The organism is Carbonatibacter coralli, assembly GCF_039592655.1.
Classification (GTDB): Bacteria; Pseudomonadota; Alphaproteobacteria; order Kiloniellales; family Kiloniellaceae; genus Carbonatibacter; species Carbonatibacter coralli.
On the sequence record NZ_JBBUTJ010000001.1, the window covers coordinates 610,704 to 634,816 of the forward strand.

Here is a 24,113-nt window from a genome sequence, read left to right on the forward strand (position 1 = left end):
CTTCAGCCAGTTCCATTCAAGTCATAAACCCTTTTTAGCAAGGGCTTTGTTCTGACAGCCATGATCCACGTCAGGCTGCCTTATCCAACACCAAAATCACGCAGCTTCATAGCGGTCATAATGGCGCATGGCCTCCAAACCCAAAGCCTCCAGCAGAGTTCCGCCATCCCCCAGGTTTTCCGTGATATGATCAAGCCTTTCAACAACATGATCCCTTACAGTGGAAGAAACCTGCAAAAGCACCAGAAGGGCATCGACGTTTCTCTGCTCAACAGCCAGTTCAACACAGCGCTTCAGAAGATCCGGATCACCCTTTGCAGCCACGCGCTCCAGAACCGTTCTGCGCACGAGATGAACCTCGTCGGACAGGGCGTCCCGGACAATGTCCAGCGGGTTGTCCTGCACGCTTTCAAGGCGCGCAAGCAGCCCGAGGGATCTCAGATGGGCATCGTTGTCAGTCGACAGGGTCGCCAGAATATCCCCGCAGTTTTCAAAGGCCTTCAGGATAAAAGCTGCAGCAGCATAGCGAACCTGACTTTCCGGATGTTTCAGCAGCCCGACCAGTTCATCCCGCTCCTGTGCAGAACCCGCAAAGGTTCCCCCAACACGGGCCATGGCATTCAGGGCAGCAACCTGCAACGGGATCTGATCGGACAGGGCCGCAGCGATCATTGCGTTCCGGATGGTTTCGAAGCCTGAACTCTCAGGATCCAGAACATTGAGCGCATTGATCCTGAGATCCAGCTCAAACGCTTCAGGCCCCCTCACATCAACCCGTTTTTTGCCTCCGGCCTTTGGCTTGCGCACACCGGCCTCCCCGCCATGGATATCATCTGCCTTGTCTTGCGAACGGGTTTCATCCTCCCGCTCCTGATAGGTTGAACTTTCGGGAACCGCTCGCACCAGCGGACGCTGCAGGGCAGCAAGAGTGGATTGTGGCGCAGCAAGCTCTTCCTCCGGAACCTCGCTCTTGTCCCTGTGAAGGATCTCCCCATCCTCGGCAATCTCGAGATATTTGTCTGTCTTGCCCGGAAGCGGGTCACTGTGATTGTCCCCGGAATCAGAAGCAACCGTCAGCAGGTCACCGCCGATCGCCATGGCAAAAAGTTTCACAGCCCCATCCCTTTTCAGAGGCTGATTGCTCTGCAAGGCCAAACGGAGGCCGCTCAGTGCCGAGACACGCATTTGACGGGAACGATCCTTCAGTGAAAGTTCAAGGGTCGCCAGCGCCTCCTCACCATCCATCGTCCCGAGCAGGCTCAACGCCTTCAGGCGAGCCTGCTCCGGGCGATCCGCGTTTTTGACCAAAGCACAGAGAACCGGAACAGCCCTTGATCCGCCCCATTCTGCAAAGCGCTCGACAGCGGCCACACAAAGCGTTTCCCCGCCCACAGAAATCCAGACCTCAAGATTTGCCAGCAGGTCGTTACAGAAATTCTCGTGATCCGGCAGCACAAGCGTTTTCAGGGCCCGGGCCCGGACCTCTTCACTTTCATCCAGCAAGGCAAGCCTTGAAAGATCCTGCCGCTCTGCACCGAACAGGCGGACAAGCTCGGCTCGAACAGAGGCCTGTGTGTCATGTTCGAGAATGAACCGGAGTTCCTCGTGATCAGCCGGAAATCCTCTCAGGGCAATCCTGCGGATTTCCGGGTTGTCATCTGCAGACAGAGCCAGCACATCACCGGCCAGAGCCTCGGGGGCAACGGTCATCAGGGCGTTCATCGCAATCCGGCGGGATCGTCCGTCTTCCCCCTTCACAATATCCAGCAGAACAGGCAGTCCCCTCTCCGGCAAGGCTGCAAGGCTCATGAATATATCCGCATGGATTTCCTGTCCCATTTCGTCCTGCCAGGCCTTCATGAGAGGCTCGACAGCATCCGGATTGCCATAACGCCCCAGCGCCCGAACGGCTTCAAGCTGGATGTCCAGCCAGTCGTCCCAGACATCACCGTGCTCATCCCAGAAAACCTCGTCCTCTGCCCGGTCCACAACCAGCCTGCAAAGCAGGGGAAAGGCCTCTTCGGCCTTCAGGCGGGCCAGCGTCTTGACAGCAGCAATCTTGACTTCGGGGATCGGGTCCCCCTGAAGGGATTTCAACACTGTCCGTGCATCTTGCGGACGCGCCACATCCCTGAGAGCAACCATGGCATCGATGCGAACATCTTCATCCTCGTCCAGCAGGGCTGCCAGCAATTCATCAGCAGTCTTGTCTGTTGCATAGCCACACAGCGCGCGCGCAGCGGCAGCGCGAATGGTGTCTTCCTCTGCCTTGAGAAAGCGCGTCAGAACTCGGGCCTGTTCATCCGCTTTCATCTGGCTTGTCAACGCAACGGTCTTTGTCTCTGTCATCATGACGACATATCCTTTCCTGTCCCGGGAAAAAGAAAAGGTGCGTGCTGTCGAAAAGAAGAGAATTCCCTGTCATTTCCGGATCAGCAGCGCACCTCGTCTCCTGTCGGGTGATCAGATCACCCGGGGCTCATGCTCTGCCTTACGCGATATCGCGACGGGCAAAGGACATGGAGCGCATGTCATGCTTGTAAGGGCTCTCGCCGATACGCGTGACCTTGCCCACACCCATTTTGTAGTTGTAGTTGCCGCTGATCCAGTCGACCACACGGCCGGACAGCGCATTGGCCGGCTGGGCAGTGTGCAGGAAGTCCATGTAACCGATGCCTTCCTTGATGGCCGGGGACACAATGGCAACTGCAGTGATCGCCGCCTCTGTCAGTTCGATGTGACCATTCTTCATCAGGCTTGCGAAGTCAAAGTCATCACCCTCGACACCGATGATGGTGTCTTTCTGGACAGGGATACGGTCTGAGTGCAGCAAGACATAATCACCGGACTCAATACCGTATTTGGCCGCTGTATCGGGGTGCAGTTCCACCCAGTTTTCAGGCCAGCGCTGAACGATATAGGGACGGCGACGATCATCGTAACCGGACTGCCAGCGTTCATTGATACGACCGGAGGTAATCCAGATCTCGCCATCGCGCGGTTTCAGCCACTCCCAGTAACTGGAGAAGAGAGACCAGGGCGCTTTCTGGATGTTGCACTTGCCGGTCTGGCTGTTGAAGTGGGTCAGCTTCTTGTTGAAGACAGTTCCACCAACGGGGCCTTCTTCAGGCAGAACACGGTTCACATCGTGCAGGCGCTTGGTTTCTTCCAGCGTGCCGTCCTTCAGCATCAGAACAGGGCCCTGAATACCGTTGGTCCCGTATTCACCCAGTTTCTGGTGCAGGGTCTTGCCCTCGCGATGCGCGGCGACCTTGACCATGTGGAAATCCTTGCGGGAACCGCGAGAGTTGCGGGAACCCTCTTCCAGCACTTCGTTGGAATCCTTCCAGTCAAAACCGTCATACCCCATTTTCTTCGCCAGATTGGCAATGATCCACCAGTCCGGTTTTGCCTCGCCCGGTGCATCATAGAACTTGGGATAGAGACGAATGCGGCGCTCACCGTTCGCACGGGTAAAGGTTTCCTCACCCCAGCCGGCAGCCGGGAAGACGATATCCGCATAGCGTGCGCCGATCGGATCGACCAGATAGATATCCTGATTGATCACAACAGTCCCGCCGCTATCCACGCGCCGTTTCAAGGTGGCGATGATTTCTTCCTTCATGAAAGACATCACCTGATTCGGGTTGCGTGTTGTCAGCTCATCGAACTTTGCCTGCAAAGACTGGGAACCGCACATGGCCTGAACCCAGGTGGAGCCGATCACATGGGCAAGTCGGGTGTGACCGGCCATCAGATAACGGTCTGTATCAATGGCACGACGACGGCGACCCGGCAGCTTCTCGGGGCTCTTGTTGCGCGGATACTTGCCGCCACGCAGACCACCACGCTGGTGACCACCGGCACGACCGATCATCTGGCCATCCCGTCCACCGGCACCAACAATAATCCCCAGAGAGGAAATAGCGTTGGTGTTTCCGGTGTTGTTGGACCAGTAGAAACCCTTCTCAATCATGATGGAGGTCTTCGGACGGGTGCCATCGGCTTTTGGCTTCGCCATCCATTCAGCGGCCCTGTAGATCTTCTCGACATCGATCTGGGCAATCTCGGCAGCTTTCTCGGGAACGGCATAGTCCTGTTCCAGCAGCCAGTTTTTCCAGTCGTCAAAACCCTTGGTCTGGAACTTGCCCCAGGTGGTCCGCCACTGCCATGGCGTGTTCCGGGTGCCCTGGCCAAAGCCGGAGTTGCTCTCCCACTTGGAGTTGACCCAGTCTTTGATCCATTCCTTGTCTTCCCAGCCGTTTTCAACGATCACGCGGGCAATCGCCAGAACAACGGGCAGGTCCGTGCCGGGCTGGATGTCAATCAGCATGCCGCCATGCTTTTCGGCGTAGGCCACACCCCCTGTGCGACGCGGGATCAGGAAAATGGTCTTCTGACCACCCTGAATGGCCGGCATGATCCAGTCCGTAAAGAGAATGGTCTTGGACTCGTACGGGTCCGTGCCACAGATCATGAGGGTTTCGGCGTTCGCCCAGTCTTCATAGGACGGACCGAAATTGTCGAAACCTGCATCGCGGAAACCCGGTGTGGAGGTCACATCGGACGGCGTGTCGTGGAAGGTGAAGTTTGCAGTCTTCACATGGCGCAGCGCGTACTTGGTGATGGCGTAGGTGTTCTCCATATAACCGTAGGAGAAAGTCTTGACGCCGTATGCGTTTGTGCCGTGTTTCTCGATCACATAGCGCCCGACCTCGGCCGCAATGTCCAGCGCGAAGTCCCAGGGAACCGGCATCAGAACACCGAACATGCGGATCATCGGGGATTTCAGACGATCACGGGTCGGGGTTTGCGGGTTGTAGACCTTCTGGGCAATGGCCCCGCCACGAATGGAAGAGTTGCCGGTGTAGTTTACATATTCGGTGTCCTTGTCAGGGATGATGACAACGTGATGAGGTTCACCGTTGTGCATCACAATGTTGTGCTGGTTCGGAGCAACCCATGCTCCCAGCTGACTGACGGGAAAATCCTCGCCAAACGCATTTTCCTCTGCTCTCGGGCCACCGTTTTTACCGCCGCGAACCGGCCAGCGATAGACCTTGTAGCCGCAGGCAACGATACAGTAGTCACAGGCTGTGGAAATGACATCTGCATCAGGTGGTGGCAGTGGAACAGATTCTTCCGGAACATAATAGGGAGTAGACATATCTTATCCTCCTCAACCCTGCAGATTGTCAAAACGACCGTAGATCAGGCCGAACATGCCAACGGCATAGATGTCATCACCATCCAGCTCCAGAAGGACCTGGGGCAGTGACTGATAGGCCTGACCGGAGATAAAGATCCCGTGGCGGGTCAGATCAAAGGTGGTCAGGTGGAGCGGACAGGGACCAAGCGCCTTGTCTGCCGCCTGATAGGTTCCCTGAAGAGGCCCGCCCTGGTGTGTACAGGTATAGTTGAACGCCACGATATCGTTGTCCGGGCCGATACCGCCGCCCGCTTTTGTGCCCAGCTTGACCAAGGCTGATTCGGCGTACTGGCCTTCATCCGGATAGGTGAAGTCAAACGGCTCGTCCTGTTTCAGCTCGGACAGCTTTGCGATGAACTTGCGTGGATAGGTAGAGACAGCAGCAGGCACTTCCTCTGCCATTCCCGGAATACCGACCATCACAACGGAGGTTGCAACACCACTGCTGAGCAGGAACTGGCGGCGGTTCATCAGACAACGACGTGTACCGGCCTTCTCGGCCTCGCCGTTTTCGCCATTGATGGCAGAGCGTACTCGATCAATCACTGACATGATTTTCTCTCCTTATTGCTGCGCAACCGGCAGAGGTGCGATTTCAGGAATGTCCGGTTCTTCCATCAGGATTTCAGGACCGGACAGACTCTCCAGAAAGGCCACGAGGTCTTCCTTTTCACCAGAGGTCAGACCCAATGGCTGGATGAGCTTGCTCTTGTTCGCAGCAAATTCGTTTGTATCCCCGCCGCGGTCATAGAACTCGACCACGTCAGCCAGGGTCTCGATGGTCCCGTTGTGCATGAAGGGATAGGTGTATTTGGTATAACGCAGGGACGGCGTACGGAACTTGCCCTTGTCCGCCTTTTGCTTGGTGCGGAAGTAAAGACCGGGATCATCCTTTGTATGACGATACATCTCTTCGGTAGAGCCCTTGGCATAGAGCTCGAAACGGAAGGTGATCTGTGCCAGGGGGTCCTCTTCCCAGATCGGGCTGGGCGGCACACCAATGTTGTAATAGGCCTCGTCACTCAACAGAGGTCCATTGTGACAGGTGATGCAGTTCCCCTTGCCTGCGAAGACTTCCAGACCACGCTTTTGCTGTTCGCTCAGCGCATCGTCATCACCACGCATGTAGTTGTCAAAGGGCGTATCGGTCTGAACAAGCGTGCGCTGGAACGCCGCCATTGCGCGATAGGCATTGCGGATCAGGGGATATTCATCACCAAAGATTTCACGGAAGGCTTTGCGGTATTCCGGCACAAAAGCCAGACGTGCCTCCATCAGATCGTCTTCCCCATTGCCTGCAACGGCACCACGCGCAGCAGAGCGTGCCTGCCCTTCCAGAGACTTGGAAGCTCCGGCCCAGAACAGCTTGCCGTAATAGGCAGAGTTCACAATGGTCTGGCTGTTGCGCCAGTGGGTTGTACCCGGATAACCAAAGCTGATCGGATCCTGAATGGCCCAGCCAGCTTCTGGCAGGTGACAGGCCGAACAGGGCATGCCGTTGTTGCCGGACACCTTGGGATCGAAGAAAAGCTTCGCACCCAGGGCCACCTTGGCAGCTGTTGTCGGATTGTCGGCCGGAGCAGGAGGAGGATCCAGTGGAGCCAGAGCATCCGGGCGAAGATTTTCGGCCATGGCAGGCCCTGCGAGACTGGCTAGCAGGGCGACCACAGAAACTGTAGATTTCATCAACATGACAAGCCTCCCTTAATTCGCCGTTTCACGCCAGTTTTCAATCAGCGTGTAGTCGTAGTCATCTTTCCGCCAGACATAGGCGTCTGTGTCGAAGGAATCGCCGGAAAGGGACTTGAGGAACTCAACCAGATCACTCTTTTCAGAGTCATTCAGATCCAGGGGCCTGATCCGCTGATCCTTGAGCGTGTCTGCACCACCGCCTGCGTTGTAGAAGTCAACGACCTCTTCCAGAGTGGCAAGGGTCCCGTTGTGCATGTAGGGCGCAGTGTGTGTCAGCTCACGCAGGGATGGTGTCAGGAAAGTCCTGCGGCTCGTGTAGCTGTGGTCCCTAACAAAGGCACCCAGATCCTGACGCAGGTTCATGTAGTTTTCGACACCCATGAACTTGGCATAGGTCACAAAGGCAATGTGACGCTCCGGATCAGCCCAGATTTCAGGATTGTCCTGAACACCTGTGTTGTGCACCTTGTCATCGGTGTAGCGATCACCGGAGTGACAGGAGACACAACCGGCCTTGCCATTGAACAGCGCCTGCCCCCGCAGTGCCGCAGCAGTCAGATCACCGGTATCAATCGGCGCATTGCGGGAAACAATCGTGTCCTGGAAGGCGGCAATCGCCTTGCGGGCACCACCATTGGACGGTTCGCCCAGACCGGCGGCCCTGAACATCTCGACGTAAACAGGGTCCTGCTTCAGACGCTCCTGCATCAGCCGCATGTCCATGTTCATCAGATAGGTTTCCGTGATCATTTCACGGGTGACATCATTCAGGTTCGTGCCCAGGCGACCATCGTGGTTCCAGGCAGCACGCTTTCCGACATTTGCCAGTGTGGGTGTGTTGCGAAAGTGGCTGACACCTGAATAGGCTTCTGACAGCGCCAGACCATCGGTAAAGGCCTTGTCCGGCTGGTGGCATGATGCACAGGCCAGAGACGTATCACCAGACAGCCTGGCATCATAGAACAGGCGCTTGCCCAGTTCTGCCAGTGCCGGATCGACATCCTTTGGCTTGATCGCTTCGGCCTGAGCCGCTCCAGCGCACAAGATAGCCAAGAGGCCCACTTTCAGGCCCTTTGTGAGGCTTGAGTGTGGTTTCATATCTCCATTCCTCCGTTTTTTAAGGTTTCTCTGCCCTGTGGAGTAACGAAAGAATGGCAGAGTTCAGAGGAACGGCACTGACATGGATCATAAGAAACAAAAAGATCACATTTTTTTTGTGGATATAATGTCACACCCATTGAAAAAGGGCCCCTGCCTTCCGGCAGGAGCCCTTGAAACACACGCCACTAGAACGGAGAAATCCTAGTAGGCGTATTCCGTGAAGATCGGATCGACCGACTCGTGCCATTCACTGTGATAGCGATCCAGTTTGATCTGCGCTTCTGTCTTTCCTGTACGGACGATCTCGTGAAGGGGTGCAAGGAACTGGGTTTCATCCTGTCCCAGGGAATCTGTCTTTGCCCGGTTCCGCAGACCATTGTCGGCAATCTTCAGAACTTCACGGGCAATGTCGTGAACCTTCTGCCCGGCAACTTCTGCATTCAGGGCAGAACGGGGAACTTCGCGACGCAGGTGATCATGATCCTCCTGGGTCCAGTTTTTGACGAGGTCCCATGCAGCATCCAGTGCATCCTCGTCATAAAGCAAACCAACCCACAACGCCGGAAGTGCACAGATGTTCTTCCACGGACCACCATCGGCACCCCGCATTTCGAGATACTTCTTCATGCGCACTTCCGGGAAAGCCGTGGTCAGATGATCCTCCCAATCCTGATAAGTCGGACGCTGTCCCGGCAGAATATCCAGTTCACCCTTCAGATAATCGCGGAAGGATTTCCCGCTGGCATCCAGATACTGTCCGTCGCGGTAGACGAAATACATCGGAACATCCAGCATGTAATCAACGTAGCGTTCAAAGCTCATTCCCTCTTCAAACACAAAGGACGGCACACCGCAGCGATCCGGATCTGTGTCTGTCCAGGTGTGGCTGCGGTAGCTCTGGAAGCCGTTCGGCTTTCCTTCTGTGAAGGGTGAGTTGGCGAAAAGTGCGGTTGCAATGGGCTGCAGGGCCAGAGAGGTGCGGAATTTCTGCACCATGTCGGCCTCGTTCGCAAAATCCAGATTCACCTGAACCGTACAGGTTCTGGTCATCATGGTTGTTCCAAGCGCACCGCGCGTTGGCATGTACTCACGCATGATCTTGTAACGCCCTTTCGGCATCCAGATCACCTTGTCCTGCCCCCAGCGTGGTGTGAAGCCCATACCCAGCATGTGAATGCCCAGTGGACCAGCGATTTCCTTGACCTGTTTCAGGTGTTCATGGGTTTCCTTGCAGGTCTGGTGCAGGGTCTCAAGCGGTGCTCCGGAAAGCTCGAGCTGCCCGCCCGGCTCCAGAGTGACAGAAGCCCCATCCTTGGTCAGAGCAATGATGTTCTCGCCTTCATAGCCCGGATTCCAGCCAAAACGCTGTTGCAGTTCTGTCAGCACGCGCTGGATGGACTTTTCTCCAAAGTACGGGAGGGGTTCCAGTGTCTGATCGCAATACACGAATTTTTCGTGTTCGGTGCCAATCCGCCAGTCTTCCTTGGGGGAACAGCCACTGGCGATATAATCAATCAGATCATCCTTGCTGGTGACCTCGGGAGAAACGGCTTTACTGTCTGCCATCGTAACAATCCTCTTGGCCCAAACCCACTCGGGTGTACAGGCGGTTCTCTCTTGGATTTTGCAGGAAATCCCTACGCATCATCCCTGACTGGTGTTGTGCCACCTGGCGGTCGTTCGCTGCCATCCCCCAGAACAGCCTGCCAACAGGCCAGCGCTGCAACTGCAGCAGTATCTGCGCGCAGCACTCGCGGACCAAGGCCAACTGGTGTGACATAGGGCAGTTTACGCAAGGCTTCAAGTTCGGATTGTGCAAAGCCACCCTCGGGACCGATCAGAATCGCCCACTGCCCTGTTCCGCTTTCCTGTCTCTTGCGTTCCAGAGCCACCTGAATCGGTTCTGCCTCGCCAAATTCAGCGCAAACCAGCAACTGGCGTCCCTCCGGCCAGCTCGCCAAAAGTTGATCAAAGCTGACAGGCTCGGCAACCTCCGCAACACTGAGGCGCTCACACTGTTCCGAGGCTTCCTTGCTGTTCGTGCGCAGACGGGCCGTATTAACCCGCGACGAGTTGGTAAAGCGCGTAAAGACAGGCACCAGTCTGGAACATCCCAGTTCACAGGCCTTTTCCACCATAAAATCCACACTTTGTTTCTTGATCGGAGCAAAAACCAGCCAGACGTCCGGCTCCCCCGCAGCCTCCCGGCTCTGTCCTTTCAGCAGAACAGTTCCGTTGGCCTTGGACAGGCTTTCAATCTCGCCGATCCATTCACCATCGTGCTCGTTAAACAGGGCGACCAGTTTTCCCGGAGACAGGCGCAGGACAGAACGCAGGTGATGCGCATCATCCGGACCAAGAGTGATCGAGGCCTTCAGGGACAGTTTTTCGGGACAATGGATCCGCGTTTCGATTTTGATGCTGCTTCTGGACATGCTGTCTTGGTTCTTTGAATCAAAGCGACTTAACAAAGGGGGAAGGCAGATGTTAATGAGGGGGGCAACATCTGCACAGGATTGCGCCATCATGGCGCATCACCCATCAAAGGCAACAAAAATGTCTGTACCGAATCATTCTGCCAGCGACATCGCGAACGATCACTGGATCATCCGCATTGCCCCGGCTTTTGCCATTCCCTATCTGAAGCTGGCGCGGGCAGATCGACCGATCGGAACGTGGCTTCTGCTTCTCCCTTGCTGGTGGGGTATGCTTCTGGCTCTGGTTGCGACAGGGCAAGGTCCCGATGCAGCGACCCTGTTCCACGGTCTCTGGCTTGCCTTTCTCTTTGCGGTGGGCTCCTTTGTGATGCGCGGAGCGGGCTGCACCGTTAACGACATGGCCGATCGCGAGTATGACAGACAGGTGGCCCGAACAGCCCTGCGCCCACTGGCCAGTGGCGCCCTGTCCATGAAAAAGGCAACCGCCTTTCTGGCCCTGCAGCTTCTCATTGGTCTGCTGATCCTGCTTCAGTTGAACAGCTTCACAATTCTGCTGGCGGCCTCCTCACTCGTTCTGGTTGCCATCTACCCCTTCATGAAGCGGATCACCTACTGGCCACAGGCCTGGCTGGGCCTGACCTTTAACTGGGGTGCTCTTGTAGGCTGGGCCAGCATCACGGGCGAAATCAGTCTGCCAGCACTTCTGCTCTACGCCGGGAGCCTCTTCTGGACTCTCGGATACGATACAATTTACGCCCATCAGGATAAGGATGACGATGCCATGATTGGCGTCAAATCCTCGGCCCTGCGTCTGGGTGCCGGAACAAAACCGGCCCTGATCCTCTTTTACGGTCTGACCACAGCTTTGTGGACGGCAGCTGGCTTTGTCGCCGAAACAGCTGTTCCCTATTATGTCGCGATCACTGCGCTGGCAGCCCAGTTCGTCTGGCAGGTCTCCAGCCTGAAGATCGATGACCCCTCTCACTGCCTGATGCTTTTCAAGTCAAACCGCTATGTCGGTTTTATCCTCTGCGCAGGTTTGATCGGCGCACTGGTCTGGCAGGGTCTCTGAAAATGCAAATCACGGATCGGGAAGCCTTTATCAGGGAGAACACGCGTCTTCAGGGGACGCCCCTGCTCGGAGAAGAGTACCTGCTCTGGCTTGCCCATGACAGCTGCCCGCTCTGGACCATGGGCGAGGAGGACATGAAGGCCATCGGCCTGCCGACCCCGTTCTGGGCCTTTGCCTGGGCAGGCGGACAGGCTCTGGCCCATTACATCCGCGACAATCCCCGACTGGTCCAAAACAAGACTGTCCTCGATTTTGCCTGCGGCTGTGCCCTGCAAGGCCTTGCAGCTCTCAGGGCTGGTGCCAGCAGGGTTCTCGCTGTTGACATTGACCCCTTTGCCATCACGGCAACACGCATGAACGCAGAGGCCAACAACCTTGGAACCGGACTGGAAAGCTCCACAGAAAACCTGATCGGTCAGGACCTGTCCGAATGGGATGTCATCTTTGCCGGTGATGTCTGCTATGATGGCCCCATGGCCAGAGAAATTCTGGACTGGCTGAGAAAGGAAGCGGCAAGGGGTGCAGTCATTTTTCTGGGAGATCCGGGGCGCACCTATCTGGATCGAACAGGTCTGGAACGCATTGTTTCCTATGGCGTCAAGACGACATCGGCACTTGAGGACAGCGACGTCCGATCCGCAAGTGTCTGGCAACTCGGACCGTAAACAGAAAAGAGGCACAGCATGCTCTCTGACAAAGTTCTTCTGGCAGGAACCCTTTTTGGAGCCACGGCTCCCCTGATTGGCCTCTTTGCAGGGCTGCAGATTGCCCCTCTTGCAGGAAACATCCTGCTGTTTTCCTTTGTCATCGCCAGCCTGCTTACAGGTGAGGCACCCGGAGATTTCAGCACAGTTGCAACAGTCCTGCTCTGGATGGTTTCGATCATTGTGTGGGGTGCCCTGTTCAAACTGAGTGGAAAACTTGTCGCAAAGCGCTCCTGATCAAGAAGAGTGACGCTTCCAAAACGGATTGCAATCCGTTTTACAAATAGAACGTATCTGAAAGCTGAACAAAGAGAGCAGAAACAAAGCTGGACCTTTAAAGCCTGAGCAGCTAAATGCTCTGCAAAACTCGCTCAGGCAGGACAAAGAATTAGGGCAAGAACTCCTTGGACACGACTTCCGTCTCACAACGACCAGAACTTCTTGATGACGCAACGCTGCAGGTCCTTGTCGAATCTGCGCGAAAGGCCCCCTTTGTCATGCTGGAAGACACCCTTCATGGCAAAGGTGCAAAGCTTTTCACAGCTCCGCAGGAAATCATTTCCTGCAGCTCTCCCCGCGATGTCCGCGAAGCCCTCGACAGGATTGATCTCAGGCAGAGCCAGGGGTTCTATCTGGCAGGCTTTATGTCCTACGAGCTTGGCTACGTCTTCGAAGAACGCCTGAACAGCCTTCTGCCGGCAGACAGCAAAACGCCTCTGCTCTGGTTTGGCGTTTTCGAAGCCCCTCAGGTTCTGACACCGGAACAGGCCGATCAGTTCCTCGGCGCTCTCAGACAAAATGACTGTCGTGTCGACAATCTCGTCCCTTCCATGGAACAGGCCGACTACGAACACGCCATTCAACGCGTCCGGGACTTTATTGCCGCAGGAGATACCTATCAGGTCAACTTCACCTTCAAGCATCGCTTTGAAGTGACAGGCGATACAACAGCCCTTTACCAGCAGCTGCGCCAACGACAGCCCGTCGCGCACGGCGCCATGGTTTTCACCGGGGAGCAGCGTATCCTCTCCCTCTCGCCGGAACTCTTTATCAAATCCGAAAACGGTCTTTTGACGACACGTCCGATGAAGGGCACAACCCCCCGGGGCACAACGCCGCTCGAAGATGATGAGAACCGGACTTTCCTGACCCGGGACCCCAAATCCCGCGCGGAAAACCTGATGATTGTAGACCTCCTGCGCAATGACATCGGACGGGTTTCCGAGACAGGCAGTGTCAGGGTCACCGAGCTCTTTACTGTGGAAACCTATAAATCCCTGCACCAGATGACCTCCAATGTCACGGGCAGACGCCGCGAGAACGCCACCACATCAGAGTTGATCAGACGTCTCTTTCCCTGCGGTTCAATCACAGGCGCGCCAAAGGTCCGCACGATGGAGATCATCCGGGAACTGGAACAGGAACCCCGGGGCCTCTACACTGGCAGTATCGGCATGATCGAGCCCAATGGCGATCTCTACTTCAACGTCGCCATTCGTACACTTGTGATGGACAAGCCCCGCCAGGATGGCAAGGCCGTTTACGGTGAACTCGGTATCGGCAGCGGCATTGTCTATGACTCTGTTCCCACAGACGAGTACCACGAGTGTCTGCTCAAAGGCCGCTTCCTTTCGGCCAATCAGGCCCTTCAGGATGAAGCACTCTCCCGGCCCCTTTCACTCATAGAGACCCTGCGCTGGACAGAAACCGGAGGATACTGGCTTCTGGCAGAACACCTTGAACGCCTGCAACACTCGGCCGGCTTCTTTGGCTTCCCTTTCAATGCGAAAACAGTTCGGGAAACGCTTGAGAACCTTGATGCCTCGGCCGGGGCGCTCCAGCGCGTCCGCCTGCTTCTCGACAGGGATGGCAGCTGCTCTCTGAGCACGACTGTTCTGGATCAAAGCGCAATCGAGCCGGACATCACCTTCGCCGTTTCGCAGAAAACCGTGGACAGTGGAAATCCGCTTTTCTATCACAAAACCACCCGCCGCGAATTCTACGAGGATGAACTGGCGCAGTGCGCGGCACAAACAGGCTGTGATGAAGTGCTGTTCCTCAACGAACGCGGAGAGGTCACAGAGGGCGCAAGAACCAATATTTTTGTCGAGAAAGACGGCAGGCTCTTCACACCGGCCCTGAACAGCGGCCTGCTCAATGGTGTGCTGCGACGCCATCTGCTCCGCACAGGTTACAGGGACCTTCAGGAACAGCTCGTTACTCTGGAAGACATTCGCTCCGCAGACCGGATTTACTTTGGCAACTCCGTACGCGGTCTGATGCAGGCCAGCGAGATCAGGCAGCCCAGAGGCTAGACAAAGGTCTTTTGCGCTGCAGCCATAAGCGCATGGCGGTAGGTCTGATCGTCAATGGAACGCAGGATGGAACGATCCAGCTCCTCAGGCTCCACCTGATGCACCAGCGCCAGAAGCTCTTCCTGACAGAGCGACAGTCCCTGCCGCCCTTTCGAGGGAATCGCTGCAATTGAAATGGGCTGCCCGCCCCTTTTCAGGGGATCATCATTCGACTTGTAATAGTAAACCGGAAAGTCACGGCCAAACATTTCAGGAATTTGCCAGTCCAGTGGAGACCAGTTTCCCTCAACCGGGATAAAGCTGTAGGAACTTTCCGTTTTGTGCATCATCTCCAGCTGAACCGGTGTCAGCCAGTTGACAAAGACCTGCACCGAGACACCCGGAGCGGGGGCCAGATCCGCGGCAACAGAGCCATAACGCGCCATGTGGGATGAAAAGACCACATCGTGATCCTCAAGCCAGATTCCCGTGACAACAACCCCTTCATCAAAGGTGTCATGTCCCTGATACTTGCGTTTCAACTGCTCGGGAGACCGATTGGAACCGTGCCCGACGACGGGCGTCCTGCCTTCCAGAACCGTTCCCAGGGTTTTGCCGCTTGACGCCAGTCTTTCCTCAAGCCGCAAACAGCACGAGGAGTCCAGCCAGTAAGAGTAGTCCGGAGCGAAAAAGGGATAGCTTTTCGCAAGATCAACACGATCCTGCGGAGATGTCGGCAAAGGCCAAGGCATGAATTGCCTTTCCTGTAACTCTCAAGCGTTCAGCTGCTCAATCCGTGCAGTGCGGATCGTCATCATCAATACGCTCGATGCGGTAACGCATTGTGCATTCATCAACTGTCTTCCAGGCGTATTTGGACCACTCTGCCTTCGCGGAGGCATAGTCTGCAAATGGTCCGAACCATTTTTCTTCACCTGAAATCACGTCAGCAAATGAAGTATCCTTATACTCACCGCCAACAACAAAAAACTGAGCCATTTTGGACCCTCGTCCCGCTTTTCGCGTTCTAGATTTTCACACCCGTGCTCTTCTGTTAGGCCAAGAGCTTCCTTGCAGTACCAAAATATCGCACTACGCAATAAAAGTGTCATTAAAATAATGATTGTCTCGAGACAAGTTTTTCTTTGGGCGCAACCACAAATATCCGGAAGCTGCGACAGTCCGGCAGCGCACTGATCCTGCCCGCATCTTGAAACGTAGTGACAGCAGTCAGATTGGCGGCTCATCAGAATCATTTGGCAAAAGAGCCTGAATCACGTACCTAACAGTAAAACATTCCCAGCAAACAAGGGCTTTCTCCCCATGCCTTATGCTTCCATGCGCGATTTCATTGATCATCTGGAAAAGGAAAACCGACTCGTTCGGGTCAGTGAACCGATTTCGCCGGTTCTGGAGATGACGGAAATCCAGACGCGCCTTCTGGCAGAAGAAGGCCCCGCTGTGCTCTTCGAAAACCCGGTCCGTGAAGACGGTACTCCCTATGGTGTTCCTGTCCTGGTGAACCTTTTCGGAACTGTCGAACGGGTCGCAATGGGAATTGACCGTAAGCCGGAGCAACTCAGGGAAGTTGGTGAAACGCTGGCCTTCTTCAGGCAGCCGGAACCTCCTGCCAACTTCAAGGAAGCCATTTCCCACCTGCCCCTGCTGAAAACCGTGCTGGCCATGAAGCCCAAAACCGTCAGCAAGGCCCCCTGTCAGGAAGTGGTTCTGACAGGTGATGATATCGATCTGGGCCGTCTGCCCATCCAGACCTGCTGGCCCGGAGAGCCCGCCCCCCTGATCACCTGGCCGCTCGTGGTCACAAAAGGTCCGGGCAAGGGCAAGGAAGATGACTTCAATCTTGGCATCTACCGCATGCAGGTTCTCGGCAGGAACAAGGCCATCATGCGGTGGCTGAAGCACCGCGGCGGAGCACAGCACTACGCCCGCTGGAAGAAGGAAAAGCCGGAACCCCTGCCCGCTGCCATTGTTCTCGGCAGTGATCCGGGAACCATCGTTGCTGCTGTCACTCCGGTTCCCGACACCCTCTCGGAATACCAGTTCGCAGGCCTGCTGCGCGGCAAAAAGGTTGAACTCGTCGACTGCAAAACCGTCCCTCTCAAGGTTCCGGCCAATGCAGAGATCGTTCTGGAAGGCACGATCTCACTGGATGAATATGCCGATGAAGGCCCCTACGGAGACCACACGGGCTATTACAACTCTGTTGAACCCTTCCCCGTGTTCACGCTCTCGGCCATCACCATGCAGGAAAAGCCGATCTACCTCTCGACCTTCACGGGGCGCCCACCGGACGAGCCCTCTGTTCTGGGTGAAGCCCTGAACGAGGTTTTTGTTCCGCTGATTCAACAGCAGTTCCCCGAAATTACAGACTTCTGGCTTCCCCCGGAGGGCTGCAGCTACCGCATTGCTGTTGTCTCGATGAAAAAAGCCTACCCCGGGCACGCCAAACGGGTCATGCTGGGCGTGTGGTCCTACCTTCGCCAGTTCATGTATACCAAGTTCGTCATCGTTGTGGACGATGGCATCAACACCCGCGACTGGAAGGATGTGATGTGGGCCGTCTCGACCAAAATGGATCCGGCACGCGATATCACTGTCATTGAAGACACACCGATCGACTACCTTGATTTTGCCTCGCCTGTGAGCGGCCTGGGCTCAAAGATCGGCTTTGATGCCACAGACAAGGTCGAGCCGGAAACCAACCGCGAATGGGGCGAGGTTATCCGCATGGATGACGAGGTTATCGACAGGGTTGACGAACTCTGGTCCAAACTCGGCCTGCCCGGAAGTGGCAAGGACATCTGGCGCCGCTGACCGGAAGCAGAAAGCTTCAAAACAATGAGAGAGGTTCCGGCTGTCAGAAACCGGAACCTCTCTCAAACATGAAAAAATACAAATAAAACTATAAAACAGGTGATATTAAAATTCTCTTTCACCCGAATTATTTTTAACCGAAAATAGATAACAAGGTAAATACCGACAATTATATGTAATTTTCGAATGATTTTTGTTTCTGACAAATGCAGACAAGCTTACGAATACTGGCAGAGCCTTTTTAAAGGCGGTCGCTTGCCTGCACGATCGGATATCTCCCCGCACGACATTCCACAGCTTCTTCCCAACCTGATGTTGAAGGATGTCCTGAAGGACCCGCACGATTTCCGTTATCGCCTGATCGGAAGCGAGATCTGCCGGCATATCACCCGGGACTACACGGGCTGGAAAATGTCAGAGATTTCCGGACAGGGACCGGAAAGCGCCCTGTGGAAGCTGATGACCGAAGTGATCGAGACCGGAAAACCCATCCGGACCAACCCTCCCTACGTCGGCCCCTATTCCGAGTTCAAAAGCATTGAGGGAATTTCCATGCCTCTGTCAGAAGATGGCAAGACAGTAAACATGATTTTCATTTGTGCAGATTTTATTCTAAAAGACCCGTCCAGAGAACGTTGAGCACTTTCACAAATACGGGCAAAGCCTCCTGATGACAGACACTCCCTCCTTTTCCTCGCTACGGACCTTCGAAGCCTATAACTACTGGAACGCCCGGAAAAACGGGAACACTCTTCCCGCGAGGGCAGATCTTGATCCGGCAGATCTGGAGCATCTGTTTCCCTGCCTGGCCTTTCTCGACGTCAAGCTTCTCGATGAACAGAAAAGTGACTTCCTCTTTGCGTTCAGGCTGATGGGAAGCGAGCTGACATCCCTCTTTTCCCCGCTTGGCAAAGCCCAGCACTTTTCAAAAAGGGATCTGAAAAAACTCTCCCCCGATCTGGACAGTCTTCTCCACCAGGCCATTGCGGACCAGAAAGCCTGCCTCTGGTCTGTCGAAGCAGGCAGGGACCGGAACAACAGGGGGGAAGTCGTGATCCTGCCTCTCTCGGCAGACGGAAAGACCGTCAACATGCTCCTGCTTTGTGGAGAAACAGCACTTGCATCCGGAAGTTCCTTCAACGCCTGATCCCGGTGAAACGCTTGACCCCCGTGAAAAGCACGCTAAACTGGCCTCATGAAAACACAGATGATGAACTTCGCCCTGCTACGACTAATGACCCCGGCTGCTTAAGAGCACCGGGCCACTGGCGCTGACCAGCGCATCCTTACAGTCGTTTGTTATCGAGTTCATCCCATGCAATCTGTTTCATTTTCCCTTTCCGTTATCCCGGCCCGGAGGCAGACTCCTACCCCGAGTGCTGCACGTCCTCTTTCGCTACGACTAGGGGATGATCATCAGGCCTGACAGCGGTCCTGATGATCGAGGGTTCCCATGGCGACCTTCACCCTTTTGCCAGCCGCAGCAAACCAACGGAATCACCAATACAAAAGAATTTTACCCCGAATGCTTTGCAAAGCTGCCCGGGCAGAGTAAAACCAGAGCAACTTTCAGGAATTTCACAGTTGTTTTGATCTTTGCCTTACGGATCAGCAGCAACAGAGCTCGGGATGATCGGAGTACACCATGAGCACAATGCCATTCCACCGCTACACACCATACCAGACTGTTGATCTGCCGAATCGCACCTGGCCAAACAACCGTATTACAAAAGCGCCGATCTGGTGTTCTGTCGACCTCCGCGACGGCAACCAGGCTCTGATCGAGCCGATGGATACCATGCGCAAGAAGCGCCTTTTCACCACACTGGTTGAAATGGGCTTCAAGGAAATCGAGGTTGGTTTCCCCTCTGCATCGCAGACAGATTTCGACTTTGTCCGCATGCTAGTCGAAGAAAACCTGATTCCGGATGGTGTCACCATCCAGGTGCTCACCCAGGCGCGTGAGCATCTGATTCGCAGAACCTTCGAAAGCCTCAAGGGTGTGAAATCAGCTGTTGTCCACCTTTACAACTCCACCTCGGAGCTGCAGCGCCGCGTGGTTTTCGGGAAGGACAAACAGGGCATTGTCGACATTGCGGTTGAGGGCGCAAAGCTCATCATGGAGCTGGTGCCCACCCTGCCGGATACAAAAATCATTCACCAGTATTCTCCGGAAAGCTTCACCGGCACGGAAATGGATTTCGCGATCGAGATCTGTGAAGCTGTCATGGAGGTCTATCAACCGACACCGGACAACAGAATGATTCTGAACCTCCCTGCCACGGTAGAGATGTCGACCCCGAACCTGCACGCGGATCAGATCGAGTGGTTCTGCAACACGCTGAAGAACCGCGAATCAGTGATCATTTCCCTCCACCCTCACAATGACCGCGGTACAGGCATTGCCGCAGCCGAACTCGGCCTGATGGCCGGCGCGGATCGCGTCGAGGGCACTCTCTTCGGCAACGGTGAACGCACCGGTAACGTTGATCTGGTAACCCTCGCTATCAACATGCTCACCCAGGGCGTTGATCCGGAGCTGGAAATCCACGACATCAATGCGCTGAAAGAAACAGCCGAGTTCTGCAACCAGCTTCCGATTCACCCGCGCCACCCATGGGTGGGCGATCTGGTTTACACCGCCTTCTCAGGCTCTCACCAGGATGCGATCAAAAAGGGCATGACAGCAGTTCAGTCTGCCAACTCCGACATGTGGGAAGTTCCCTATCTTCCCATTGATCCGAAAGATATTGGCCGCGATTACGAAGCCATTGTCCGGATCAACAGCCAGTCGGGCAAGGGCGGCGTCGCCTATATCATGCAAACAGAACACCACATGGACCTCCCGCGGGATCTGCAGGTCGATTTCTCCAAGCGTATTCAGGCCATCGCCGATGCAACGGGCAACGAAATCACTTCCGGCGTGATCTGGAACACCTTCCGGGACATCTACATGAAGGGCGAGGCACCCGTCAGCTTTGTCGACCACACGACAGTACCGGATACTCACGCCTCGGAAATCCGCCACCTGACCGCAAACCTGAAGGTCAATGGTGAAGACCGTGCGATCAAGGGCTCCGGAAACGGTCCGATCGCCGGATTCATTGATGCCCTGAGCAATGATCTGGGCATCCGTCTCTCGGTCAAGGACTACATCCAGCACACACTGGCTGGCCAGACAGATGCACAGGCTGTCGCCTACCTGCGTCTGGAAACACCGGAAGGCGAAGATCTCTGGGGGGTCGGCGTCGACAGCAACACAACGGTTGCTTCCATCAAGGCACTGGTTGCAGCAGCAAACCAGGTGATGGGTCGCCGCGTCTGACAGCACAGTTCCTGAACAGAAAAGGCTGCTTTCTTCCAGGGAAGGCAGCCTTTTTTTACGTCTTCGCCAGAGCTTTGCTTGAGTTCACAAGGCCCTGCGACTAAATAATAAAGGTGAAAGATTTCTTTGTTCCCCGGCTGGAAAGATGACGAACATGACTGCTGATTCCAATGCTCTGAACCTGCTTGACGATCTGCTCAAAAAAGCCAAGACGAAAGGAGCAGACGCAGCCGACGCTGTCTTCTTCCATTCCAGTTCTGTCTCCCACTCCCAGCGGATGGGAAAACTGGAGAAGCTGGAACGGGATGAAGCCCACGATCTCGGTCTTCGTGTCTTCAAGGGGAAACGTCAGGCCATTGTGTCTTCCACAGACACATCATCTGCTGCGCTGGATGAGCTGCTGGACCGTGCTCTGGCCATGGCAGACGTCGTTCCGGAAGATCCCTACTGCGGCATTGCCGATCCGGAACAGATTGCAACGTCCTTTCCCGAACTGGAAATGTACGATCCCGAGGAACCGGACGCGCAGACCCTGATCGAGCGCGCAAAGCAGTGTGAGGAAGCAGCCCTTTCAGTGGAGGGGATTCACAACTCTGGCGGCGCCGATGCCTCATGGGGCATGGCTTCCATCGCTATGGCAGCAAGCAATGGCTTCAGGGGCGGCTATCGCTCTTCCGGACAGTCTGTTTCTGTTTCTGTCCTCGCCCAGGGTGAAGACGGCATGGAACGCGATTACGACTTCACTTCGGCAATCTTTGCAGAAGACCTCGATTCACCCCAAAGCGTCGGCCGCTCGGCCGGGGAACGCACAGTCAAACGCCTCAACGCCCGCAAACCGCAGACCATGACAGCTCCGGTCATTTTTGATCCCCGCGTCTCTGCCGGACTGATGGGGCACATGATCGGTGCCATCAACGGTCCGGCCATTGCGCGCGGAACAAGCTTTCTGAAAGACAAGCTGGAACAGCAGATCTTTTCCAAAGGCATAACAATTGTTGACGACCCTCATCTGCACCGCGGCGTTCGCTCGAAACCCTTTGACGGCGAAGGACTGCAAAATCGGAAAACCGTTCTTGTGGATGACGGCGTCCTGCAAACATGGATCCTGAGCCTGTCATCAGCGCGCCAGCTTGGCCTCCAGAGCACCGCCCACGCATCCCGGGGGACTTCAGGCACACCGGGGCCTTCCGTCACCAACCTCTATATGGAAGCAGGCTCTGTTTCTGTCCGGGATCTGATCAGCGACATCAAGTCGGGATTTTATGTCACGGAAATGATGGGATCCAGCGTCAACGGGCTGACAGGAGACTACAGCCGGGGGGCTTCAGGTTTCTGGATCGAAAACGGCGAGATCACCCATCCTGTGGGCGAAGCAACCATTGCAGGCAATCTTCTGGAGATGTACCTCAAGACAACACCTGCAGACGATCTCGTGATGCGCTATGGCTCCAATGCGCCAACTCTTCGCGTTGACGGCATGACCATCGCCGGATCATAAGTAGGATCAAACCCTGTGCATTGCCGCTGTTCAGAGCGTGGCAGCAGTGCTAGAAAGCAATAACATTATCCCTTTTATTGGCGCAGCCTCTTGCTGCGACCTCTCCGGAGTTCAATGAGTCTCTGTGTCTGAAGAGAAAATATCGCCAACACATACACGTATTCTGATGAAACGCCTCCTGACGGATTACGTGCGTCATCACCGCTCACGCATCGGGCTTGCACTGCTTTGCATGAGTATTGTTGCCGCCTCAACCGTCATGCTCGCCAAGCAGATGGAACCCATTATTGATGATATCTTTCTGCAACAGCGGGAAGATCTCCTGCTGCCAATTGCACTGGGGGTTCTCGGAATCTTTGTCATCAAGGGCGCAGCAACCTTCGGGCAATCTCTGCTGATGCAGATTGTTGGCCTGCGCATCGTGGCCACGATTCAGGACCAGCTCTTTGCCAGACTGGTCAGTGCCGATATGGCGTTCTTCCACAGCGAGAGCCCCGGGAATCTCATTTCCCGCTTCATGAACGATGTCAACATGCTGCGGAATGTTGTCTCCACAACACTGACCTCCATCGGCAAGGACACCTTTACGGCCATTGGCCTGATCGGCATGATGTTCTATCAGGACTGGCTGCTTGCGACCGTTGCTTTTATCGCTTTTCCGACAGCGATCCTGCCCATCAGCAGGACGGGAAAACGCATGCGCAAGGTGTCCCGCAACATGCAGAATTCCATGGGCAATCTGACAACACGACTGGATGAGGCCTTCCAGGGTATCCGTCACGTCAAGGCCTACGGAATGGAAAAACTGGAACGCGATCGCGTCGGCGAAGCCGTTGGCGAGGTCCGCAACCTGCACATCAAGGCTGCCAGAACGGGGTCCTTCCTTTCTCCTGTGATGGAAACACTCGGCGGCTTTGCGATTGCCGTTGTCGTTCTCTACGGGGGCAGTGAAGTCATTCAGGGCAACAAGGAACCGGGAGCCTTTTTCTCCTTCATCACAGCTCTGCTGCTCGCCTATGAACCCATCAAGAAGCTGTCCAAGCTCAACAATGCGCTTCAGACTGGCCTTGCCGCAGCTGATCGCGTCTACAGGATTCTGGACAGCACGCCTGAAATTCAGAACAGGCCGGATGCTACGGAACTTGTCGTCACCCAGGGGCAGGTCGAGTTCAGGAACGTCACCTTTGCCTACGAGAAAGACAAGGCTTCCGAAGGCGGCAAGCCGCAAACAGCCCTGAACTCCATCAACCTTGTTGCTCCCTCCCACAAGACCATTGCCCTTGTCGGAGCCTCCGGTGCAGGAAAGACCTCCATCCTGAACCTGATTCCCCGTTTTTATGACGTCACTGAGGGGACGATCCTGATCGACGGACAGGACGTCAGGGATGTTTCCATGGAAAGCCTGCGAAACTCCCTTGCTCTGGTTTCACAGGAAACACAGCTGTTCGATGATACGATCCGGGCCAACATCGCCTACGGACGCATGGATGCAGGCGAAGAGGAAATCATCGCTGCCGCAAAGGCTGCACACGCCCATGATTTCATCATGTCCCTTCCCGATGGTTACGACACGGAAGTCGGGCCAAGAGGCTCCCGTCTCTCCGGCGGGCAAAGACAGCGTGTGTCCATTGCCCGTGCCATGATCAGGAATGCCCCGATTCTGCTGCTGGATGAAGCCACCTCCGCGCTTGATACAGAATCAGAGCGTCGTGTTCAGGAGGCTCTGAAAACCCTTATGGAAGGGCGGACAACCTTCGTAATTGCTCACCGCCTGTCCACAATTGTTGACGCCGATATCATCTATGTGATGGATCAGGGACAGATTGTCGAACAGGGCACTCATGCGGAACTGCTGAAACTGGACGGCATTTACAGCCGCCTTTCCAGACTTCAGCAAAACAAACCGCTTGAGCAGGACCTTTCGCTGGACGTTGTGAGTCACTGA

General features: G+C 55.4%; 19 protein-coding genes. 10 read left to right on the forward strand and 9 right to left on the reverse strand.

The window, feature by feature from the left end; genetic code table 11:
- Nucleotides 1–96: 96 nt before the first annotated feature.
- The 7 genes from AAAH10_RS02740 to AAAH10_RS02770 form a co-directional block, all read right to left on the reverse strand.
- On the reverse strand, nt 97–2,352 hold the full coding sequence (locus AAAH10_RS02740) for a HEAT repeat domain-containing protein (RefSeq protein WP_343560298.1): 2,256 nt from the start codon (nt 2,350–2,352) through the stop codon (nt 97–99).
- Nucleotides 2,353–2,491: 139 nt separating this feature from the next.
- The gene (locus AAAH10_RS02745) at nt 2,492–5,167 is read right to left on the reverse strand and encodes an arsenate reductase (azurin) large subunit (RefSeq protein WP_343560300.1); all 2,676 of its coding nucleotides are present in this window, start codon (nt 5,165–5,167) and stop codon (nt 2,492–2,494) included.
- Between the two features lie 12 nt (nt 5,168–5,179).
- Entirely contained in the window at nt 5,180–5,761 is a 582-nt protein-coding gene (locus AAAH10_RS02750; RefSeq protein WP_343560301.1) for an arsenate reductase (azurin) small subunit, read from the reverse strand.
- Nucleotides 5,762–5,773: 12 nt separating this feature from the next.
- On the reverse strand, nt 5,774–6,901 hold the full coding sequence (locus AAAH10_RS02755; RefSeq protein WP_343560303.1) for a cytochrome-c peroxidase: 1,128 nt from the start codon (nt 6,899–6,901) through the stop codon (nt 5,774–5,776).
- Nucleotides 6,902–6,913: 12 nt separating this feature from the next.
- Complete coding sequence (locus AAAH10_RS02760; protein WP_343560305.1) at nt 6,914–7,999, reverse strand: cytochrome-c peroxidase; 1,086 nt, start codon at nt 7,997–7,999, stop codon at nt 6,914–6,916.
- Nucleotides 8,000–8,203: 204 nt separating this feature from the next.
- Nucleotides 8,204–9,568 (reverse strand): glutamate--cysteine ligase, encoded by a 1,365-nt coding sequence (locus tag AAAH10_RS02765; RefSeq protein ID WP_343560307.1) that lies wholly within the window; start codon nt 9,566–9,568, stop codon nt 8,204–8,206.
- 71 nt (nt 9,569–9,639) lie between these two features.
- On the reverse strand, nt 9,640–10,437 hold the full coding sequence (locus AAAH10_RS02770) for a 16S rRNA (uracil(1498)-N(3))-methyltransferase (RefSeq protein ID WP_343560309.1): 798 nt from the start codon (nt 10,435–10,437) through the stop codon (nt 9,640–9,642).
- A gap of 121 nt (nt 10,438–10,558) precedes the next feature.
- Between AAAH10_RS02770 and ubiA the strand changes: the two genes are divergently transcribed.
- The 4 genes from ubiA (at nt 10,559) to AAAH10_RS02790 (ending at nt 14,531) form a co-directional block, all read left to right on the forward strand.
- A complete protein-coding gene (ubiA, locus tag AAAH10_RS02775; RefSeq protein ID WP_343560311.1) occupies nt 10,559–11,512 on the forward strand; it encodes a 4-hydroxybenzoate octaprenyltransferase in 954 nt (317 codons plus the stop codon).
- 2 nt (nt 11,513–11,514) lie between these two features.
- Nucleotides 11,515–12,177 (forward strand): class I SAM-dependent methyltransferase, encoded by a 663-nt coding sequence (locus tag AAAH10_RS02780; RefSeq protein WP_343560313.1) that lies wholly within the window; start codon nt 11,515–11,517, stop codon nt 12,175–12,177.
- Between the two features lie 18 nt (nt 12,178–12,195).
- A complete protein-coding gene (locus AAAH10_RS02785; RefSeq protein WP_343560315.1) occupies nt 12,196–12,453 on the forward strand; it encodes a hypothetical protein in 258 nt (85 codons plus the stop codon).
- A 167-nt stretch (nt 12,454–12,620) separates the two neighbouring features.
- Nucleotides 12,621–14,531: an aminodeoxychorismate synthase component I gene (locus AAAH10_RS02790; RefSeq protein WP_343560317.1), complete on the forward strand. Its 1,911-nt coding sequence runs from the start codon at nt 12,621–12,623 to the stop codon at nt 14,529–14,531.
- Here AAAH10_RS02790 and AAAH10_RS02795 read toward each other — a convergent pair.
- A complete protein-coding gene (locus AAAH10_RS02795; RefSeq protein WP_343560319.1) occupies nt 14,528–15,262 on the reverse strand; it encodes a hypothetical protein in 735 nt (244 codons plus the stop codon). The genes AAAH10_RS02790 and AAAH10_RS02795 overlap by 4 nt on opposite strands.
- 37 nt (nt 15,263–15,299) lie before the next feature.
- The gene (locus tag AAAH10_RS02800; RefSeq protein WP_343560321.1) at nt 15,300–15,509 is read right to left on the reverse strand and encodes a DUF4170 domain-containing protein; all 210 of its coding nucleotides are present in this window, start codon (nt 15,507–15,509) and stop codon (nt 15,300–15,302) included.
- Nucleotides 15,510–15,833: 324 nt separating this feature from the next.
- Here AAAH10_RS02800 and AAAH10_RS02805 point away from each other — a divergent pair, with 324 nt between their 5' ends.
- From AAAH10_RS02805 to AAAH10_RS02830, 6 genes are all read left to right on the forward strand, one after another.
- Nucleotides 15,834–17,345: a UbiD family decarboxylase gene (locus AAAH10_RS02805; protein ID WP_343560323.1), complete on the forward strand. Its 1,512-nt coding sequence runs from the start codon at nt 15,834–15,836 to the stop codon at nt 17,343–17,345.
- Between the two features lie 186 nt (nt 17,346–17,531).
- Nucleotides 17,532–17,984: a PAS domain-containing protein gene (locus tag AAAH10_RS02810; RefSeq protein WP_343560325.1), complete on the forward strand. Its 453-nt coding sequence runs from the start codon at nt 17,532–17,534 to the stop codon at nt 17,982–17,984.
- 31 nt (nt 17,985–18,015) lie between these two features.
- On the forward strand, nt 18,016–18,492 hold the full coding sequence (locus AAAH10_RS02815; RefSeq protein WP_343560327.1) for a PAS domain-containing protein: 477 nt from the start codon (nt 18,016–18,018) through the stop codon (nt 18,490–18,492).
- Between the two features lie 498 nt (nt 18,493–18,990).
- Nucleotides 18,991–20,670: a 2-isopropylmalate synthase gene (leuA, locus tag AAAH10_RS02820; protein WP_343560329.1), complete on the forward strand. Its 1,680-nt coding sequence runs from the start codon at nt 18,991–18,993 to the stop codon at nt 20,668–20,670.
- Between the two features lie 145 nt (nt 20,671–20,815).
- Nucleotides 20,816–22,168 carry a TldD/PmbA family protein gene (locus AAAH10_RS02825; protein WP_343560331.1) on the forward strand — a complete coding sequence of 451 codons (1,353 nt, stop codon included), beginning with the start codon at nt 20,816–20,818 and terminating at the stop codon, nt 22,166–22,168.
- Nucleotides 22,169–22,292: 124 nt separating this feature from the next.
- Nucleotides 22,293–24,113, forward strand: a complete 1,821-nt coding sequence (locus tag AAAH10_RS02830; protein ID WP_343560333.1) for an ABC transporter ATP-binding protein — start codon at nt 22,293–22,295, stop codon at nt 24,111–24,113.

Bases quoted from the DNA above. Each gene is read 5' to 3' on its own strand.
- AAAH10_RS02755 (WP_343560303.1), bottom strand. From the start codon at position 6,901: ATGTTGATGAAATCTACAGTTTCTGTGGTCGCCCTGCTAGCCAGTCTC.
- AAAH10_RS02805 (WP_343560323.1), top strand. From the start codon at position 15,834: ATGCCTTATGCTTCCATGCGCGATTTCATTGATCATCTGGAAAAGGAA.
- AAAH10_RS02780 (WP_343560313.1), top strand. From the start codon at position 11,515: ATGCAAATCACGGATCGGGAAGCCTTTATCAGGGAGAACACGCGTCTT.
- AAAH10_RS02750 (WP_343560301.1), bottom strand. From the start codon at position 5,761: ATGTCAGTGATTGATCGAGTACGCTCTGCCATCAATGGCGAAAACGGC.
- AAAH10_RS02760 (WP_343560305.1), bottom strand. From the start codon at position 7,999: ATGAAACCACACTCAAGCCTCACAAAGGGCCTGAAAGTGGGCCTCTTG.
- AAAH10_RS02800 (WP_343560321.1), bottom strand. From the start codon at position 15,509: ATGGCTCAGTTTTTTGTTGTTGGCGGTGAGTATAAGGATACTTCATTT.
- ubiA (WP_343560311.1), top strand. From the start codon at position 10,559: ATGTCTGTACCGAATCATTCTGCCAGCGACATCGCGAACGATCACTGG.
- AAAH10_RS02740 (WP_343560298.1), bottom strand. From the start codon at position 2,352: ATGATGACAGAGACAAAGACCGTTGCGTTGACAAGCCAGATGAAAGCG.
- AAAH10_RS02815 (WP_343560327.1), top strand. From the start codon at position 18,016: ATGACAGACACTCCCTCCTTTTCCTCGCTACGGACCTTCGAAGCCTAT.
- AAAH10_RS02765 (WP_343560307.1), bottom strand. From the start codon at position 9,568: ATGGCAGACAGTAAAGCCGTTTCTCCCGAGGTCACCAGCAAGGATGAT.
- AAAH10_RS02785 (WP_343560315.1), top strand. From the start codon at position 12,196: ATGCTCTCTGACAAAGTTCTTCTGGCAGGAACCCTTTTTGGAGCCACG.
- AAAH10_RS02770 (WP_343560309.1), bottom strand. From the start codon at position 10,437: ATGTCCAGAAGCAGCATCAAAATCGAAACGCGGATCCATTGTCCCGAA.
- AAAH10_RS02825 (WP_343560331.1), top strand. From the start codon at position 20,816: ATGACGAACATGACTGCTGATTCCAATGCTCTGAACCTGCTTGACGAT.
- AAAH10_RS02745 (WP_343560300.1), bottom strand. From the start codon at position 5,167: ATGTCTACTCCCTATTATGTTCCGGAAGAATCTGTTCCACTGCCACCA.
- leuA (WP_343560329.1), top strand. From the start codon at position 18,991: ATGAGCACAATGCCATTCCACCGCTACACACCATACCAGACTGTTGAT.
- AAAH10_RS02810 (WP_343560325.1), top strand. From the start codon at position 17,532: ATGATTTTTGTTTCTGACAAATGCAGACAAGCTTACGAATACTGGCAG.
- AAAH10_RS02795 (WP_343560319.1), bottom strand. From the start codon at position 15,262: ATGCCTTGGCCTTTGCCGACATCTCCGCAGGATCGTGTTGATCTTGCG.